The organism is Nitrospina sp. P1_D6 (assembly GCF_052156615.1).
GTDB lineage: Bacteria > Nitrospinota > Nitrospinia > Nitrospinales > Nitrospinaceae > Nitrospina.
In genome coordinates, this window is sequence record NZ_JBQKUN010000010.1 from 57963 (window position 1) to 72981 (window position 15019).

Here is a 15019-nt window from a genome sequence, read left to right on the forward strand (position 1 = left end):
GGAAACGGCCCGGAAAATTCCGGGCCGCCGTTCCTTATAAATGCAAGCGCTGTCGGTTACGAGCGCTGGTTGTCAAACTTCAACCCGCTTTTCTGGTAGCGGGGATGCAGGTCCTTGACCTGGATGTCGAAATCCTCCGCGCTTTCCCCGCGGGCGCGCCTGTCTTCCTCAATGTCTCCCGGACCCCTTACGATGCCCTTGCGGTCATCCAGCACATTCTGCCACGTGGAATGGCGGTCCAGGATGTCTCTGCTGATCGGCACGGGTTTCATCAATTCATCACCCTTCATCTTCGTGGCCGGTTCCTTCGAAACATGATGATCGGCCAAACCGACGGACGCGCCCATCGTGAGGGTCAATAGAATTGCAGAAGTCGTGGCAACGATCTTACGCATGAATAGCCTCCTGAGTGTATTCAAAATGATGCCGGCAATCTTTCATGAACTCAGACCGACAGGCCGGCTTGATGCTGTCAGCCGGGGAAGCCCAACCAATCCGGCGACTGTGAAAGCAGGCCCTTCCTGCTCCTGTGCACCGGGTCGGGCCTCATTCCCTTCTCACTTTCAACATAAAACCCGGTTTTCCTCGCCCGCAACCCCCTGCACAAAATTGAAGCACTGAAATTGAAAATCAATTTTTGGAGTTTACGCCCCAAAGTTTCCTATAAAAAAACGGCTCCCGGTGATGGGAGCCGTTTTGGTATTTTGAAAATGCTTGCCGTGAAAACAAAAGATCAACCGACACGCGCCCAGGGGCGGTCCTCCAGGCGGACGTTCATGACGGGAGCGTCATTTTTATCCTTTGCCTCGGCACGGATTTCGCCCGCATCTTCAGCGGAAGCGGATTGAGACCCCTGGTCCTTTTCTTCAAACTTCTTGGTCCATACCGCGTTGCGATCCAGAACGTCCAGGTCGATCGGCTCATTCGCAATCGCGACGCCGGACCAGGCGGCCAGCAGCAAAGTCATGCTCAGGACAGCGATCGTCTTCTTCATGAGAATCCTCCTTTCAAAAATTCAAATGCATGCCGTCGGCGGTCCCACTACGGACAGCCGCACAAAAACAATCAAAAGAAAGAAACACACAAAGTGTTGGGAAGTCCGGGCCCACGCAGGGTGAACAGTATGTTCTACCGGGAAGGCTCCGGATTCTGTATTTTATTAAAACGGGAGTTTTGCGGAGGCAAGCTCACGTACGATTTTTTTGGAAAAGGGACAAGAAGGGAGTTACGCACCTACCCGCTAAAAAGAAAACGGCCCCCGGATTGGGAGCCGTTTTCAATTATGAGTATCGAGGGCCAGAGGCATCATCGAACTCATTCTGATGGTCAGTCAATATCGGCCACTTCGTTTTTGTGTCTCGGGCTGTCGTACATCGTGGTGTCAATCGTGTCCACCAGCTTCGGGCTTTCCGATTCCTTCTGCCCCGATTCCTGACTGTCCTGCGTGCCGGAAACCTTTTCCAAGAGCTGTTGTTCACCACCCTCAAACCGGTACGACCACACGGAATGACGATCCACCACATCGGTTTCTGCCGGTTCCTCTGCAAAGGCCATTCCCGACCCGGCAAGGGTCAAAAACATGATGCTCGCTGCAGTGATTGACCTTTTCATACCTCTTCCTTTTCCTTTCCAATTGTTTTCGCCGCCCGGGGCTCCCCGGGGGAAAACTGAAAATGTTGTTCTTTACGGTTCGCCTTAAGCTGGATACTAAAACGCCACCCGACCCCGACGGTACCGGGTCGAATGGCTGCTTTGCATCCACCGTCTGAGAGTAAAATGGGGCCTGGTTGGAAAAACACCATTAATTTTTTTTAATGGAGCGGCGGGCGGGAAAGGTGGAAAACCGGATGAAAGCCACCGGTGGTTCAATCGATACCGATTTTCATTTGTGGAAATCGGGGAGGCGGGTGGAGGCGTCCTGGAAGGCGCAGTCCACCTGCTCGGGTGTCAGGCCCAGCGCGCCGGTGAGGTCCGCGCCGTGCAGGTAGGCTCCCCCGAGGCGGACGTTTTCCAGATGCGCGCCGCGCAGGTCCGCCATCATGAGGTCGGCTTCCTCCAGGTTCGCGTCCTGCAACCGTGCTTCCCTCAAATCCGCGTCCTGCAGGTTGGAGCCGCGCAGGTCCGCCTTGCGCAGATCGGCCTTCACCAGCTTCGCGCCCATGAGGTCGGCTTCGATCAGCTTCGCGCCGGATAACACGGCGTGGCTTAGATCGACCCCCTTCAGCACCGCGCGTTCGCCGGCACCGCCGCGGGTCTCGAACCAGAGGGCGTGGTCTTCCAGCATCTTCTCCAGCATCACGCCCCCCTGTCTTCATCGATGCGGCGGACCGAGTCGTGGCACTCGAATTCGGTTTCGGAGATCCATTTCACGCGGAGGTAGTGCGGCAGTTTCGTGGCTTTGTCGATTTTCGCCGACTGCACCTGCTGGCTGGTGAGGTTGATGATGTTCGTCATCTCGGCGCCGGACAGGTTGGCGCCGTCGAACTTCGCCTTGCTGACCGAGGCGCGGTCGAAGTTGACGCCGGTGAGGTCGGCTTCGGTAAAGTTGGTGCCGATGCATTCGGCGCGGGAGAGGTCGGCATTCTGCAAAAACGCGCCGGTGAAATCGACGGTGCTCAAACTGGCGCGCGCGAGTTTGGCGTTTTCCAGGTGCGCCATCATGAGTTTCGCTTTGCGCAGGTTGGCTTCGGTGAAATCACCGCCTTTGAGGTCCGCCCCTTCCAGCTTCTGCCCGAACAGGTTCGCCTTCTGCAACGCCCCCTTCGACGCTTCAATCGTCTCCCGCGTCCACGCTTCCGTCATGCGTCACCCGGAGAACGAAGGTTTGGTCACCATCATGACCAAGATGGCGACGGCGGAGGAAAACCCCACCGCGCCCATGCCCATCCACAGGCGGTGAAACAGGGTGTGCCGCGGCGGCAGTTCGATGCCGTCGGCGATCACCTTGCGCAGGTTGTTGCGCATGCGCCATTCCAGGAACACGGAGATCATCCAGCACAGCCCGACCAGCATGATGAGCGCCAGTGAGGCAATCATCCACGGCTCGCGTACGGAATGCCCGCCGTTTCTCAGCATCCAGTGGCCGGAGCCGAACAGCACGAACAGCGCCGGGCCGATGAACACGATGTCGCCGATGAGAATATTATTGAGCGCGAACAGGAGCGTCTGCGTGTCCTTGCTCTGCTGGGCGCGGAACAGCATGAAGGCGAGCCCCAGCCCCGTCCCCAGCAACACCACCGCACTCATCACATGCAGGAATTTGATAGTCGTGAAATCCATGTCGAAGCAATCCAGAAAGAGAAACGATGGCCAAGTTTAAATCAGGAAGGTACAAACCGCAATCCGAGGATTCCTACAGTGATGAGGCCGATGCAGAGGAGTCGCAACGCCGTTGCGGGTTCGCCAAACAGATAGATGCCCAGGATCGCCGTACCGAGCGTGCCGATGCCCGTCCACACCGCGTACGCCGTGCCCACCGGCAGGTGCTTGAGGGCGAGGCCCAAGAGGCCCATGCTGATGACAATACTCGCCACCGTCCACACCGTCGGCCACAATTTCGTGAACCCTTCCGTGTACTTCAGGCCCACGGCCCTGCCCACCTCAAACAATCCCGCCACAAACAACACCGCCCACGCTATGCCAGTTCCTAACTTTAATATGGAACGCTAAACCTACACGGTAGCTGATTATCGCTGACAGAGAAGCCATTTGGTGAACGTCTGCTTTGGATCATCGTCCAATTCTGTTGCCTCGATCCATCATTCCTTCCCGCTCCCCATTCCAGGACCGCTTTCAACCCATATTACCGGACAACCATTCCTCCCATTCACACCCAGTAAACCCTCAAAATTTCTACAACATTTTAAGTATTCTTGGTTTTTTTCAAAAAAATTTAGATCTGGTTTCCACTTATTTTTACTTTCTTCTTTTATTTCAAATAGTTACTTACTTCAAAATAGTTAAACAAATATATAAATTTAATATTGATTTTTTTAGACAAAAGTCTATATTAGAACTAGGTAGTTAATCAGGTTCTTAATTTGATGTTTCCTTTAATACAGATAAGGGTGATTTCCGCAGTCAGGTAGCACAGCAAGACCTTAGCCAAACCAATATGTAGTTGAGAAGCACCTTTAATAACTTCAAATGAAACCACTGTGATGCTGGCAGCAATGAAACAACACGGCAATCTTCTCACCATAGGTGAACTATCAAAAAGAACCGGGATCAGCACGCATACCCTGAGGATGTGGGAGAAACGCTACGAATCACCACAATCGACCCGTCTCCCCTCGGGTCACCGGCGATATCTTCCCGAGGAGGTGGAGCGGCTGCAGGTCGTCGCCAGAGCCCTCAAGTTCGGTTTCCGTGCTGGCAAAGTCGTGGGTGGTACTCAGGAAGAGCTGAACCAGCTTCTGGGGTTGGAAACTAAAGAGTCTTCCAGGGGGCCGCTCTCGATTCCAATCAATGACAGCCACATTCTGGATCAATGCATCGACTGGATTGCAGAATATGATGAAGAAAATCTGGAGATGGAAATGCACCGGCAGTGGGGTAAGCGCGGGACCTTGGATTTTGTGAACCACCTGGCGGCTCCTTTGATCAGCCGTATCGGCCAGGAGTGGCAGGAAGGCAACTTCACGGTAGCCCATGAACACTTTGCCACCGAAATTTTGAACAACTTTCTCGCCCGCCTGTGGCGCAGGCAGAACGAACGCAAGCATGGACCTACGGTGGTCCTTGCGACTCTTTCGGGGGAGAGTCACATTCTGGGGTTGCAGATGTGCGCCGCGGTATTGTCAGTCACCGACTGGAAAATCATATCTTTGGGCCTGGACGTTCCTGAGCAAGAAATCGCTGCCACCGTAGAACGCTGTGGATCAAAGCTCCTTTGTGTGAGTGTTTCCGAATGGTATGGCACCTCGCGAGCAAAACCCATGTTGTGGCGATTGAGCAAGCAACTGGGGCGGAACACCACCATCGTGGTGGGAGGCGGAGGCGCGCCCAGCAACGTCGACGGAACCGAAGTTATCAGTGACTTCAACCAACTCTATGAGGGGATGATAAATCCACTGAATGGATAATTCCAAATTATAGAGGAGTGCAGTCATGTTTTACGAAGTGAGAGTGTACACACCCAAAGGTATTTTGAAAAAAGTGGTTTCCCAGAACCAGCTCAGTAAACGGCACTGGACTGCTTTTAACAAAATTTTTTTTCCAGGAAAACCCCTTAAAGCCCTGCAAACAGGATTGAAAGCCGGGAAGACGTAATTTTTCCAAATTATTTTCATTTCCCCCCGGGTTTCGAAGCATTGGGGGGGATTTCGGGTGTAGGAGGTTCTGACGAAACTTAACAGAGGAGGATAACTCTCAGGCTAAATTTTAGCCAGGCCGGATTGGTTGATTATGAAATTCCAATGCAAAGTTTTTGATAAAAATGGAAAGCTCAAAAAAATAATATTCCCTGGAATCGACAGATATTATTTGGGAGGTAGCAATGACATTCAGAACTGTGATGATTCTCATTTTATTCACTTTTTTTCTTGTGGGAGAAGTTTCCCCACTTCATTCGAAGACCCACTCCAAAAGTCATGAAATCCTGAAAGTGGGGAACCCGTTACCCAATGCCATTCTGTCTCAATATCAGAAAGAGGACTTCCGTTTAATCGAGGCCAGGGGAAGAGTCAAAATTATCAGTGTTGTCCCCCAACTCAATACCCCTGTCTGTGACGAGCAAACGCATCGATTCAGCGAAGACAATGGGGGCTTGGACCGGCATGTGCAGCTCATCACCATAAGTACCAATTCAGCGGAAGGCCAGGCCAGCTTCGCCAAAAAGGCCGGCATTAACAACATGCTTTTCTTATCCGACCGGCCGAATTTTGATTTCGGGGAACAGACGGGCCTGCTTAATCGGGATTTTGGATATCTAAAGAGAACCGTCATCGTCGCAGACAAGAACAACATCATTCGCTACGTTGACTTTGTTCCCGGTGGCGGAATGCCCCAAATAAAGAAGGCACTGAAAGCAGCAAAATTTATTGCAGAGGAATAATTTTGAATATCAAACGATTTTTTTAATCATGAAACCCCGTAGTGGAGCCTTTTGATTCATGTCGAAATTCTGGGTGACCCTTTCAGGATGGTTTGACAGTCAGGTGGCTATCTCTGACCTTGATGAGCATTCAAGGGAGATTGACTGGCTTCGCTGCACCCCTTTTGTCCTGCTCCATGTTGCCTGTTTGGGGGCGATTTGGGTGGGTTTCAGTACGACAGCCCTGATCGTTGCCGTAGCCTTGTATTTCATCCGGGTGTTTGCAATCACCGCGTTTTACCATCGTTATTCTTCCCACCGTTCGTTTAAAACCTCTCGCTGGCTTCAGTTTATTTTTGCGGTCATTGGGGCCTCATCAATTCAAAGAGGCCCCTTGTGGTGGGCGGCTCATCACCGCCATCATCACCGCCATCATCACCGTGTTTCGGATTTGCGGGAGGATTCCCATTCCCCTGTTCAACATGGCTTCTTATGGAGCCATATGCTTTGGTTCTGTTGCCAGTCAAATTTCAGGACAAAAACGGAATTAATTCGGGATTTCAATGATTTTCCAGAATTACGCCTGATCGATCGGTTCGATATATTGATTCCTGTTGCCCTGGGAACCCTGCTGTTTCTCATGGGTGAAACCCTCAATTCATTTTTCCCTCAACTGGGCACCAGCGGTCTGCAGTTGCTGGTCTGGGGTTTGATCTCAACCGTTGTTTTATTCCACACGACCGTTGCAACGAATTCCATCGGGCATCTTTTCGGGAAAAGGCGTTACCCGACCAAAGACTTCAGCCGTAATAATCTTTGGATGGCTCTCCTGACTCTGGGTGAAGGTTGGCACAACAACCACCATTATTATCCCGCTTCTGTTCAGCAGGGATTCCACTGGTGGGAAATTGACATCACTTATTTGATTTTGGTGTTGATGTCCAAGTTGGGATTGGTTTGGAATTTAAGGTTGGTCCCTGAAAAGGTCAAAAAGGCTGCAGGAAAGTGAGATTCGGACCATGAAAATCGCAATCGTTGGAACAGGAATATCAGGATTGGTGGCCTCATACCTTCTTTCTGAGGATCACGATATTACTGTTTATGAAGCCGCGAACCGGATTGGGGGACACACGAATACTGTTTCCGTGGAATTGGAAGGCAGGCGATACCAGGTGGATACGGGATTCATTGTATATAACGAAAAAAACTATCCCAATTTCGTCAAATTGATCAATCAATTGGGGGTCGCAAGCCAACCCACCAGCATGAGCTTTAGCGTCCGATGTGAGGTGACCGGTCTGGAATATAACGGAACATCCCTCAACCAACTATTCGCCCAGAGGTCCAACCTGTTACGTCCGTCCTTTTACCGGATGATCAGAGATATATTAAGGTTCAATCGAGATGCGAAACAGTTTCTAAAAAGCGAAAACTTTGGACTGACTTTTGAGGAGTTTCTTGAACAGGGAAACTACTCCTATGAGCTCCGGGAAAATTATGCCATCCCAATGACCTCGGCCATTTGGTCTGGGAGTCCTTCAAAAGTGCTCAACACTCCTTTTTATTTTATAGCGCGGTTTTATGAGAATCACGGCATGCTGAACATTGATGATCGTCCTCAATGGCGAGTGATAAAAAACGGATCCAGCCAATATGTTACCCGTCTTGTGAAACGCTTTGAGAATCGAATCCGCCTTCAATATCCCGTCAGTAAAGTTATCCGGAGTAAGGATGGCGTTGAAATTTTAAGTTCCAATGGAGACACGTCTCGATTCGACAATGTGTTCCTTGCCACCCATAGCGATCAGGCCCTTGATATTTTAGAGAACCCTTCAACCCCTGAGAAGGAAATACTGGGCGCTATTCAATATCAAAACAATGAGGCAGTTTTGCATTGGGATGATTCTCTTCTCCCTAAAAAGAAATTGGCCTGGGCCGGCTGGAATTACCACAAATTGCGGGGTTCCCCTGTCGGCACCTCCGTTACCTACAACATGAACATCCTCCAGGGCATCGATTCAGATTCAACATTCTGCGTTTCCCTGAACATGAAAGACAGAATTGATCCGGCAAAAATTATAAAAATATTTAATTACGATCACCCGGTTTTTTCGGCAGTTGCAATTGGAGCGCAAAAACGGTTGGGTGAAATCAATGGAACAAACCGCACCTATTTTTGCGGGGCTTATTGGGGTTCGGGATTTCATGAGGATGGCGTCAACAGCGCATTGAACGCGTGCCGTTATTTTGGGAAGGGGCTTTGAAATGAAAAGTTGTCTTTATGAAGGGCAGGTAGTTCATAAAAGATTTCAACCAATCTCCCATATCTTCGAGTATTCCCTTTTTATGGTCTGCCTCAGATTGGATGAACTTGAAAAGGTTTTTAATCCGTATTGGTTTTGGTCCGCTGAGTCCAGGAACCTGGCATATTTTCGCCGCCGGGACCACTTGGGTAAACCCGAAATACCTTTGGATCAGGCAGTCCGGGATCTAGTGGAGGAAAAAACCGGAAACCGTCCCGAGGGGCCCATTCATTTAATGACTCATTTAAGTTATTTCGGGTTCCGTTTCAATCCGGTGAGCTTTTATTTTTGCTGGAGCAAAGATGAAAAAACTGTGGAAAGCATCATTTCTGAAATTAATAACACCCCTTGGGGTGAACAGCATTGTTATGTTTTAAACGCGGGCAAGCAGGATCAGGATGGAGCGATTCAATTCACTTTTAAAAAGGGTTTTCATATTTCTCCTTTTATGGATATGGATTTGAAATATGTGTGGTCCTTCAGCGGCCTAAGTGAAAGGGTTCGAATAAAAATGGAGAACTGGAAGGGAGATCAAAAATTTTTTGACGTCTCGTTGGCAATGACCCGCACTGATATTTCTCACGTTTCACTGGGGAGGGTTTTAATCCAGTATCCGTTCCTGACTCTGAAGGTGGTTTGGGGAATATATTACCAGGCTTTCCGACTTTGGCTTAAACGCTGCCCCTTTTATTCACATCCCAAGTATCGCAAGGACGCCAAACTATTGGCTAAACAACCTGGAGCAGAATAATGTTGTACAAAGATTCGATTATTTCAAAAGGTTTTCCCCTGGTTAAAAAGGAAACCCGTTCTTCCTGGGATTTACTGGCCCGGAAAGCAGTGTTCACCAAATTTCAAAATTTGACCACCGGACGGTTGACGGTGGCTGAAGGAAATGAAGTTGTGCATTTTGGAATTACCACCCCTGATTTCCCAATTTCTTCGATGATCAAGGTTCTGGATTCAAGGATGTATTCGGAAATTGTCACCAAGGGATTGAACGGGGCGGCCGAGGCCTATGTTCGAGGCTGGTGGACCTGTGACGATTTGACCGCGTTGATCCGGATTTTCATCCGCAACCGGCAATTGGCGGACCAATTGGAAAGCGGATTATCTAAATTCGCCTCCTCGATATTCAGCCTGCTTCATTCCATGCGCCGCAACACCCGGCAAAACAGTCTAAGGAATATCACCGCTCATTATGATTTGGGCAACGAGTTTTTCGCCACTTTTCTGGACGATACAAAAATGTATTCCTGTGGAATTTTTGAAACCGATTCCAGCTCGCTTAAGGAGGCCTCCACCGCAAAGATTGATCGAATCTGTCAAAAACTGGAACTGTCTCCCGATGATCATGTTTTGGAGATCGGCACGGGTTGGGGCGGTTTCGCCATTCACGCAGCGAAACAATACGGCTGCCGGATAACCACAACCACGATTTCCCAAAAACAATATGACTATGCCCGGAAAAAAGTAGAAGCCGCTGGACTCAATGAAAAAATCCAGGTGATTAAAATGGATTACAGGGATTTGACTGGGCAATTTGACAAGTTGGTTTCCATAGAGATGATTGAGGCGGTCGGGCACCATTATTACGACCATTTTTTCCGCCAGTGCAATGACCTGTTGCATGCCGAAGGCCGTATGCTTATTCAGGGAATCATAATCGTTGATTATCTTTATGAAGACGCCAAGAAATATGCTGACTTTATAAAAACCTATATTTTTCCAGGAAGCTGTATTCCCTCCATCAACATATTGTGCGATTCCGCTGCAAATTCAACCGACATGCGATTGTTTCATTTGGAAGATATAACACCTCATTACGCTAAAACCCTGAACCATTGGCGGCAACGGTTTATGGAAAACGTCCAGCAAATCCGCGATCAGGGTTTTTCTGAAGATTTTATTCGTTTGTGGAATTTCTATTTTTGCTACTGCGAGGGAGGATTTCTCGAACGCCAGATAGGCGATGTACAAATGATTTTTACCAAACCCTTGTGCCGGATGGATCCTATTCTACCTGCTTTAAATACCACGCCTTAAGTAGAAAGGATATTTCATTATTTTATTTGTATCGTTTCTAACATAGGTGGTTGGTTTGGTTGTTGGTTCCGAAGGAGAATACGTTATGGAAAGTTTGATCAATTTAATGGAGCGGGGATTGGTACCTGACCTTTTAACTCGTTGGGGAATCCGCTGTCTGGCCACCCAAAGGCTGCGGGATGAATCAAATAATTATATTCATGATGAGTCATTTTCTAAAGAGCGGTTCGCGTCTCAAATGAAGAGCGGTCCCATCGCCCTGCATACCGATGAGGCCAACGCACAGCATTATGAATTGCCTCCTCAGTTTTTTGAAAAAGTCCTGGGGGACCATAGAAAGTACAGCGGATGTTTCTGGGAAGAAAATACCGAAACCCTTACGGAAGCCGAGGCTGCCTCTTTAGCGATTTCCTGTGATCGTGCCAGCATAGAGAATGGTATGGATATTCTGGAACTGGGCTGCGGCTGGGGTTCACTCTCCCTCTGGATTGCTGAACAATACCCCAACTGTAAAGTGACGGCGGTCTCCAATTCGCGGGTTCAACGAGATTATATTGTAGGCATTTGTGAGAGCAAAGGAAAAAACAACCTGGAGATAATCACCTGCGACATGAACACGTTTGCGCCTTATGGTCATTTTGACCGAATAGTTTCCATTGAAATGTTCGAACATATGCGGAATTACCATTGTTTGATGAAACAAATTGCCTCCTGGTTGAAACCGGATGGAAAATTGTTTTTCCATATTTTTTGTCATAAGCGGTTTCCCTATTTTTTTGAAACGGAGGGTGATGACAATTGGATGGGTCGCTACTTTTTTACAGGAGGGGTTATGCCTTCTTTCGATTTGCCCGGTTACTTTCAAGAGGACCTGAATATGGAATCCAAATGGTGGTGGGGAGGGCAGCATTACCAGAAAACGGCTGAGGCCTGGCTTCATAATATGGATGAGCAAAAGGCTGAAATTCTCGACCTGTTTTCCCAAATCTACGGTGACCATGATTCGAAAATTTGGTTTCATCGATGGAGAATATTTTTTATGGCCTGCGCAGAGTTATTTGGATACAAAAATGGAAGCGAATGGGGTGTATCCCACTACCTCTTTAATAAAAACACAATGGGAAGGGAATACAATGAGAATTGAAATCAAATTCTCCATCCTGCTGGCGGGATTCCTTCTAGTTCTATTGTTGGGAGCCATTATTTGGTCCAGCGTGGAATCCAATGTTTTTGTTGGTTTCCAACAGTTATTAAAATACCGATGGGGGTTGACAACATTATTGGACATTTATATCGGATTGACTTTCATAGGTGTCTGGATCGGGGTTATCGAGAACAGTGTGGCAAAGGGAATCGTATGGACAATATCTCTCTATTTATTAGGTAATCTTGCAACACTTTTCTATTTTATTTATCGATCCACCAAAAGCAGCTCTTTCACAGATATATTTATCCCAAAAGCTCAAAGATGATTTTTGGTTCTGGAACAGGGTAAACGGTTTAACTGGTTTCATTTGCGTTTGGAGGGGCTGTTTCTACGCTAATGTTGGTCAAATTATCCAAAGTTTCTGTGGGTTATCCGGATCTTTCAAGAGGCTCATTATGATTGATCACTCCCCTTACTTTTACGTATTGGCAGCCATTGTGGCTGTCGGTTTTATCACATGGGTTATCAGTCTTATTCTTGAAGATGTAAGTATTGTAGACAGTGCATGGCCGCTTATGTTTCTTTTCGGAGCTGTAGTATTGACCATTAATGCAAACGACTACAATCTTCGCGCTCAGATTATTCTTTTAATGGTTGTATTGTGGTCAGTACGCCTCTCCCTTCATTTAACGTGGAGAAATTGGGGTGAACCTGAAGATCGCCGATATCGAGTGATTCGTAAAAATTATTCACCCAATTTTGCCTTTAAAAGTTTCTTCATAATTTTCCTATTCCAGAGTGTTCTGGCATGGATTATTTCGATGCCTCTCTGGCCTGCAATTACAAATATTGTTTCCTTCAGTCTTTTGGATGCCCTGGCCATTCTCCTTTGGCTTGCCGGTTTCTTTTTTGAGTCGGTCGCTGATTGGCAATTGAGCCGATTCAAGTCAGACCCGGCCAATCAGGGAAAAGTGATGACGCACGGCTTGTGGTATTACTCACGACATCCCAACTACTTTGGGGAGTGCCTCATTTGGTGGGGCTTCTATCTGTTCGCAGCCAGCAGTGGCGGATGGTGGAGTATTCCCGGCCCGTTACTCATCACCTGGTTGCTGTTGAAATTTTCCGGTGTGGTCATGCTTGAGGAGACCATAGTCAAACGTCGTCCGGCCTATCGTGAATACATTGCCAATACCAATGCCTTTGTCCCCGGGCTTCCAAGACATAGGGTGCGTACTGTGGGAACTGAATAAGAACTGATATGAAAATTTTTTATAATTTTACAAGTGATCCCGCTTTCAATTATTGGTTCCACAAAATTTAGTGTTTCAATACCGCGGATTCTCTACGCCCATGAGTCAGGTAAAATTTAAAAAATACTATTTACTCTTTTTTGGATTTTCTGTTTTCTAATCAAGTGTCTGGCGGATTGGGTTAAAGCGCCGGAAGACAAACCGCACAACCCTGGTTTTTTAATATTTTTTCCTCTGATTTTATATTTACTAATTGCCATGAAAATCACATCAGTATTCAGAAAAAAAATATATTTCCCTCTGGTCCACCTGTTAAAGCAGGGATTGAGTCCATCCAAACTCGCTTTGGTATTTGCTCTTGGCATGACCCTCAGTGTCTTCCCGGTCCTTGGAACTACAACCTTTCTTTGCACCCTGGTCGCACTTTGGTTCCGCCTTAATTTGCCAGCTATTCAGCTTGCGAACTACATGGCCTTCCCCTTTCAAATTATTTTGTTCTTTCCTTTCCTAAATATTGGGGAACAAATTTCAGGAAGGACTTTGCATGGAATTTCCGAGTCCACTCTGATTTCCGCTTTTAGTACCGATTTTTTTCAAGCGATCGTCGAATTTTCCCAATACCTTGTTTTGGCTTGTCTCGGTTGGGCCCTGGCTTCGATTCCCTTCTTTTTTATTATCTTCTATCTATTTAGGATTATTTTTACCCGGTATGAGAAAAATTTTTCATCAGGCAAAATTTTTCCATAAGAAATTAAAACTTTGAATAGTTTAAGCCAAGGGACAATATGTCAATTAATCGTATGCGAATCACCTTGAAGCTGGCTGGCGTTTATAACGTTATCTGGGGAGGCATCGCTATATTGTTTCCGATACAGAGTTTCAAGATATTAGGAATGCCTCCCCCTATTTATCCCCAGTTGTGGCAATGCATCGGCATGATTGTAGGTGTTTATGGCTTGGGTTATTGGATTGTCGATAGTGTCGGGAAACCCCTTATTGAGACGAACTTGTACGGGTACACGTCCAACGACCCGATTAATTTCATCGATCCAGATGGAGAGAGCCGGATTGCGGTAACGGTTATCCGAATTTTGAATCGTATTGGGCCGCCAATTGAGAGGTTTGTCCGCAGAATCCCAATACTTGTCAAACAGGGCGGTGAAAAGATAAATGCCTTTATTTGCAAAACTTCTAACAAGTTCTTCGGGAAAGGGGGACTTCTAAACAGCAACCGTTATTTAAGAATCGGTTTCAGTAAAAAAGGAGGTCGAAAGGTTTTTAGGATTGGGGGAGATATTCTGAAAAATCTAGGGATTAAAAAGGGAAAAATCGATTTAATCGATCTCGGTCCTCTATAGACCTGGGAGGTTTCAAGGTGGATAAAATGACAGAGTTTCAGGAAAAATGTGAAAATGCATTAACTGAACTGCTAAATTCCATGAATATTTCATTTGACCGGAAAGAATGGGTTTTAGGTAATGAGGAGAACTTTTTTGAGGGAGAAGTAAGAGGGATAAAATTTTGGATATATGAAGACGGAGCAGATATATTCACTCAAAATGAGAAGCACCGGTTGGAAGAATTGGATTTTAAATCCCTTGAGGAATTACAAGAATTTTTTATTTCAACATTCAAGCGCCTTCTGGCTTCCCAAAATCCTTGATTTCGACTTGCCCAACGAGGCGGCCTTTAAGATAATAAGCATCAAAAGAGCCTGATTGGGCTTGAAATTATGGGTAAAATTTAAGATACTATCCCCGTATTGTGAGCGGTTTCCTTCGTTTCCCCTTCCTTGGAGGTTCTGCCGTGCTGTCCTCTTCTTCCCCGCGCCAGGGGAGTTTTTACGATCCTGAGTTTATCTGCGAACAACTGATTCCGGCTGACAGTTTCTACCGCCAGTTCAAGGAGAAGGTGGGGCGGCTGATCACGGACCGGATGTTCGAGTCGATGTACTGCACCGACAACGGGCGTCCGCCCATCTCCCCCGCCTTGCTTGCCAAGGCGACGATTCTGCAGTTTCACCGCAACCTGTCGGACCGGGAGATGGAGCGGGCCTGTGCCTATGACATCGAGATCAAGTTTGCATTGGGGCTGAGGCTGGACGAGCGTCCGTTCGACCATTCCTCACTCGGTGACTTTCGCAAGCGTCTGCTGGAGCACGATCAGGAAAAGGCCGTGTTCGACACACTCCTCGGCAAACTGGTGAAGGAGGGACTGATCGGTCGGAATGAAATCC

Annotated in this window: 21 protein-coding genes; 14 read left to right on the plus strand and 7 right to left on the minus strand. The window is 47.6% G+C overall.

Annotated elements, in window-relative coordinates:
* Positions 1-56: 56 nt before the first annotated feature.
* The 7 genes from ACTRXA_RS13795 to sugE form a co-directional block, all read right to left on the minus strand.
* Positions 57-395, minus strand: coding sequence for a hypothetical protein (locus ACTRXA_RS13795; protein WP_442427748.1), 339 nt, complete (start codon positions 393-395; stop codon positions 57-59).
* A gap of 338 nt (positions 396-733) precedes the next feature.
* Positions 734-994: a hypothetical protein gene (locus tag ACTRXA_RS13800; protein ID WP_442427749.1), complete on the minus strand. Its 261-nt coding sequence runs from the start codon at positions 992-994 to the stop codon at positions 734-736.
* Between the two features lie 332 nt (positions 995-1326).
* Positions 1327-1611 carry a hypothetical protein gene (locus ACTRXA_RS13805; RefSeq protein ID WP_442427750.1) on the minus strand — a complete coding sequence of 95 codons (285 nt, stop codon included), beginning with the start codon at positions 1609-1611 and terminating at the stop codon, positions 1327-1329.
* Positions 1612-1882: 271 nt separating this feature from the next.
* On the minus strand, positions 1883-2296 hold the full coding sequence (locus tag ACTRXA_RS13810) for a pentapeptide repeat-containing protein (RefSeq protein ID WP_442427751.1): 414 nt from the start codon (positions 2294-2296) through the stop codon (positions 1883-1885).
* Entirely contained in the window at positions 2296-2802 is a 507-nt protein-coding gene (locus tag ACTRXA_RS13815; RefSeq protein ID WP_442427752.1) for a pentapeptide repeat-containing protein, read from the minus strand. Before ACTRXA_RS13815 ends, ACTRXA_RS13810 begins: the two co-directional genes overlap by 1 nt.
* Before the next feature lie 3 nt (positions 2803-2805).
* Positions 2806-3279: a DUF2269 family protein gene (locus ACTRXA_RS13820; RefSeq protein ID WP_442427753.1), complete on the minus strand. Its 474-nt coding sequence runs from the start codon at positions 3277-3279 to the stop codon at positions 2806-2808.
* A 41-nt stretch (positions 3280-3320) separates the two neighbouring features.
* Positions 3321-3638, minus strand: coding sequence for a quaternary ammonium compound efflux SMR transporter SugE (sugE, locus tag ACTRXA_RS13825; protein WP_442427769.1), 318 nt, complete (start codon positions 3636-3638; stop codon positions 3321-3323).
* A gap of 522 nt (positions 3639-4160) precedes the next feature.
* Here sugE and ACTRXA_RS13830 point away from each other — a divergent pair.
* From ACTRXA_RS13830 to ACTRXA_RS13895, 14 genes are all read left to right on the plus strand, one after another.
* Positions 4161-5084, plus strand: coding sequence for a MerR family transcriptional regulator (locus tag ACTRXA_RS13830; RefSeq protein WP_442427754.1), 924 nt, complete (start codon positions 4161-4163; stop codon positions 5082-5084).
* 25 nt (positions 5085-5109) lie between these two features.
* The gene (locus tag ACTRXA_RS13835; RefSeq protein WP_442427755.1) at positions 5110-5271 is read left to right on the plus strand and encodes a hypothetical protein; all 162 of its coding nucleotides are present in this window, start codon (positions 5110-5112) and stop codon (positions 5269-5271) included.
* A gap of 226 nt (positions 5272-5497) precedes the next feature.
* On the plus strand, positions 5498-6055 hold the full coding sequence (locus ACTRXA_RS13840) for a redoxin domain-containing protein (RefSeq protein ID WP_442427756.1): 558 nt from the start codon (positions 5498-5500) through the stop codon (positions 6053-6055).
* 58 nt (positions 6056-6113) lie between these two features.
* A complete protein-coding gene (locus ACTRXA_RS13845; protein WP_442427757.1) occupies positions 6114-7043 on the plus strand; it encodes an acyl-CoA desaturase in 930 nt (309 codons plus the stop codon).
* Positions 7044-7053: 10 nt separating this feature from the next.
* A complete protein-coding gene (locus ACTRXA_RS13850; RefSeq protein WP_442427758.1) occupies positions 7054-8298 on the plus strand; it encodes an NAD(P)/FAD-dependent oxidoreductase in 1245 nt (414 codons plus the stop codon).
* Position 8299: 1 nt separating this feature from the next.
* The gene (locus ACTRXA_RS13855; protein ID WP_442427759.1) at positions 8300-9088 is read left to right on the plus strand and encodes a DUF1365 domain-containing protein; all 789 of its coding nucleotides are present in this window, start codon (positions 8300-8302) and stop codon (positions 9086-9088) included.
* Positions 9088-10383, plus strand: coding sequence for a class I SAM-dependent methyltransferase (locus ACTRXA_RS13860; RefSeq protein ID WP_442427760.1), 1296 nt, complete (start codon positions 9088-9090; stop codon positions 10381-10383). The genes ACTRXA_RS13855 and ACTRXA_RS13860 overlap by 1 nt, the downstream gene beginning before the upstream one ends.
* An 85-nt stretch (positions 10384-10468) precedes the next feature.
* Complete coding sequence (locus ACTRXA_RS13865) at positions 10469-11527, plus strand: SAM-dependent methyltransferase (RefSeq protein ID WP_442427761.1); 1059 nt, start codon at positions 10469-10471, stop codon at positions 11525-11527.
* Positions 11517-11855: a DUF1475 family protein gene (locus ACTRXA_RS13870; RefSeq protein WP_442427762.1), complete on the plus strand. Its 339-nt coding sequence runs from the start codon at positions 11517-11519 to the stop codon at positions 11853-11855. Before ACTRXA_RS13865 ends, ACTRXA_RS13870 begins: the two co-directional genes overlap by 11 nt.
* 130 nt (positions 11856-11985) lie before the next feature.
* Positions 11986-12783 (plus strand): DUF1295 domain-containing protein, encoded by a 798-nt coding sequence (locus tag ACTRXA_RS13875; protein ID WP_442427763.1) that lies wholly within the window; start codon positions 11986-11988, stop codon positions 12781-12783.
* A 258-nt stretch (positions 12784-13041) separates the two neighbouring features.
* Positions 13042-13530: a DUF2062 domain-containing protein gene (locus ACTRXA_RS13880; protein WP_442427764.1), complete on the plus strand. Its 489-nt coding sequence runs from the start codon at positions 13042-13044 to the stop codon at positions 13528-13530.
* 38 nt (positions 13531-13568) lie between these two features.
* A complete protein-coding gene (locus ACTRXA_RS13885) occupies positions 13569-14141 on the plus strand; it encodes a hypothetical protein (protein WP_442427765.1) in 573 nt (190 codons plus the stop codon).
* Positions 14142-14158: 17 nt separating this feature from the next.
* On the plus strand, positions 14159-14446 hold the full coding sequence (locus ACTRXA_RS13890) for a hypothetical protein (RefSeq protein WP_442427766.1): 288 nt from the start codon (positions 14159-14161) through the stop codon (positions 14444-14446).
* A gap of 143 nt (positions 14447-14589) precedes the next feature.
* On the plus strand, positions 14590-15019 hold a 430-nt coding region (locus ACTRXA_RS13895), incomplete at its 3' end, for a transposase (RefSeq protein WP_442427767.1).

What these genes read in the sequence shown, in the direction of transcription:
- ACTRXA_RS13830 (WP_442427754.1), top strand. Translation starts at nt 4,161, where the DNA reads ATGCTGGCAGCAATGAAACAACACGGCAATCTTCTCACCATAGGTGAA.
- ACTRXA_RS13800 (WP_442427749.1), bottom strand. Translation starts at nt 994, where the DNA reads ATGAAGAAGACGATCGCTGTCCTGAGCATGACTTTGCTGCTGGCCGCC.
- ACTRXA_RS13840 (WP_442427756.1), top strand. Translation starts at nt 5,498, where the DNA reads ATGACATTCAGAACTGTGATGATTCTCATTTTATTCACTTTTTTTCTT.
- ACTRXA_RS13810 (WP_442427751.1), bottom strand. Translation starts at nt 2,296, where the DNA reads ATGCTGGAGAAGATGCTGGAAGACCACGCCCTCTGGTTCGAGACCCGC.
- ACTRXA_RS13880 (WP_442427764.1), top strand. Translation starts at nt 13,042, where the DNA reads ATGAAAATCACATCAGTATTCAGAAAAAAAATATATTTCCCTCTGGTC.
- ACTRXA_RS13820 (WP_442427753.1), bottom strand. Translation starts at nt 3,279, where the DNA reads ATGGATTTCACGACTATCAAATTCCTGCATGTGATGAGTGCGGTGGTG.
- ACTRXA_RS13850 (WP_442427758.1), top strand. Translation starts at nt 7,054, where the DNA reads ATGAAAATCGCAATCGTTGGAACAGGAATATCAGGATTGGTGGCCTCA.
- ACTRXA_RS13870 (WP_442427762.1), top strand. Translation starts at nt 11,517, where the DNA reads ATGAGAATTGAAATCAAATTCTCCATCCTGCTGGCGGGATTCCTTCTA.
- ACTRXA_RS13845 (WP_442427757.1), top strand. Translation starts at nt 6,114, where the DNA reads ATGTCGAAATTCTGGGTGACCCTTTCAGGATGGTTTGACAGTCAGGTG.
- ACTRXA_RS13805 (WP_442427750.1), bottom strand. Translation starts at nt 1,611, where the DNA reads ATGAAAAGGTCAATCACTGCAGCGAGCATCATGTTTTTGACCCTTGCC.
- ACTRXA_RS13885 (WP_442427765.1), top strand. Translation starts at nt 13,569, where the DNA reads ATGTCAATTAATCGTATGCGAATCACCTTGAAGCTGGCTGGCGTTTAT.
- ACTRXA_RS13875 (WP_442427763.1), top strand. Translation starts at nt 11,986, where the DNA reads ATGATTGATCACTCCCCTTACTTTTACGTATTGGCAGCCATTGTGGCT.
- ACTRXA_RS13865 (WP_442427761.1), top strand. Translation starts at nt 10,469, where the DNA reads ATGGAAAGTTTGATCAATTTAATGGAGCGGGGATTGGTACCTGACCTT.
- ACTRXA_RS13855 (WP_442427759.1), top strand. Translation starts at nt 8,300, where the DNA reads ATGAAAAGTTGTCTTTATGAAGGGCAGGTAGTTCATAAAAGATTTCAA.
- ACTRXA_RS13795 (WP_442427748.1), bottom strand. Translation starts at nt 395, where the DNA reads ATGCGTAAGATCGTTGCCACGACTTCTGCAATTCTATTGACCCTCACG.
- ACTRXA_RS13835 (WP_442427755.1), top strand. Translation starts at nt 5,110, where the DNA reads ATGTTTTACGAAGTGAGAGTGTACACACCCAAAGGTATTTTGAAAAAA.
- ACTRXA_RS13815 (WP_442427752.1), bottom strand. Translation starts at nt 2,802, where the DNA reads ATGACGGAAGCGTGGACGCGGGAGACGATTGAAGCGTCGAAGGGGGCG.
- ACTRXA_RS13860 (WP_442427760.1), top strand. Translation starts at nt 9,088, where the DNA reads ATGTTGTACAAAGATTCGATTATTTCAAAAGGTTTTCCCCTGGTTAAA.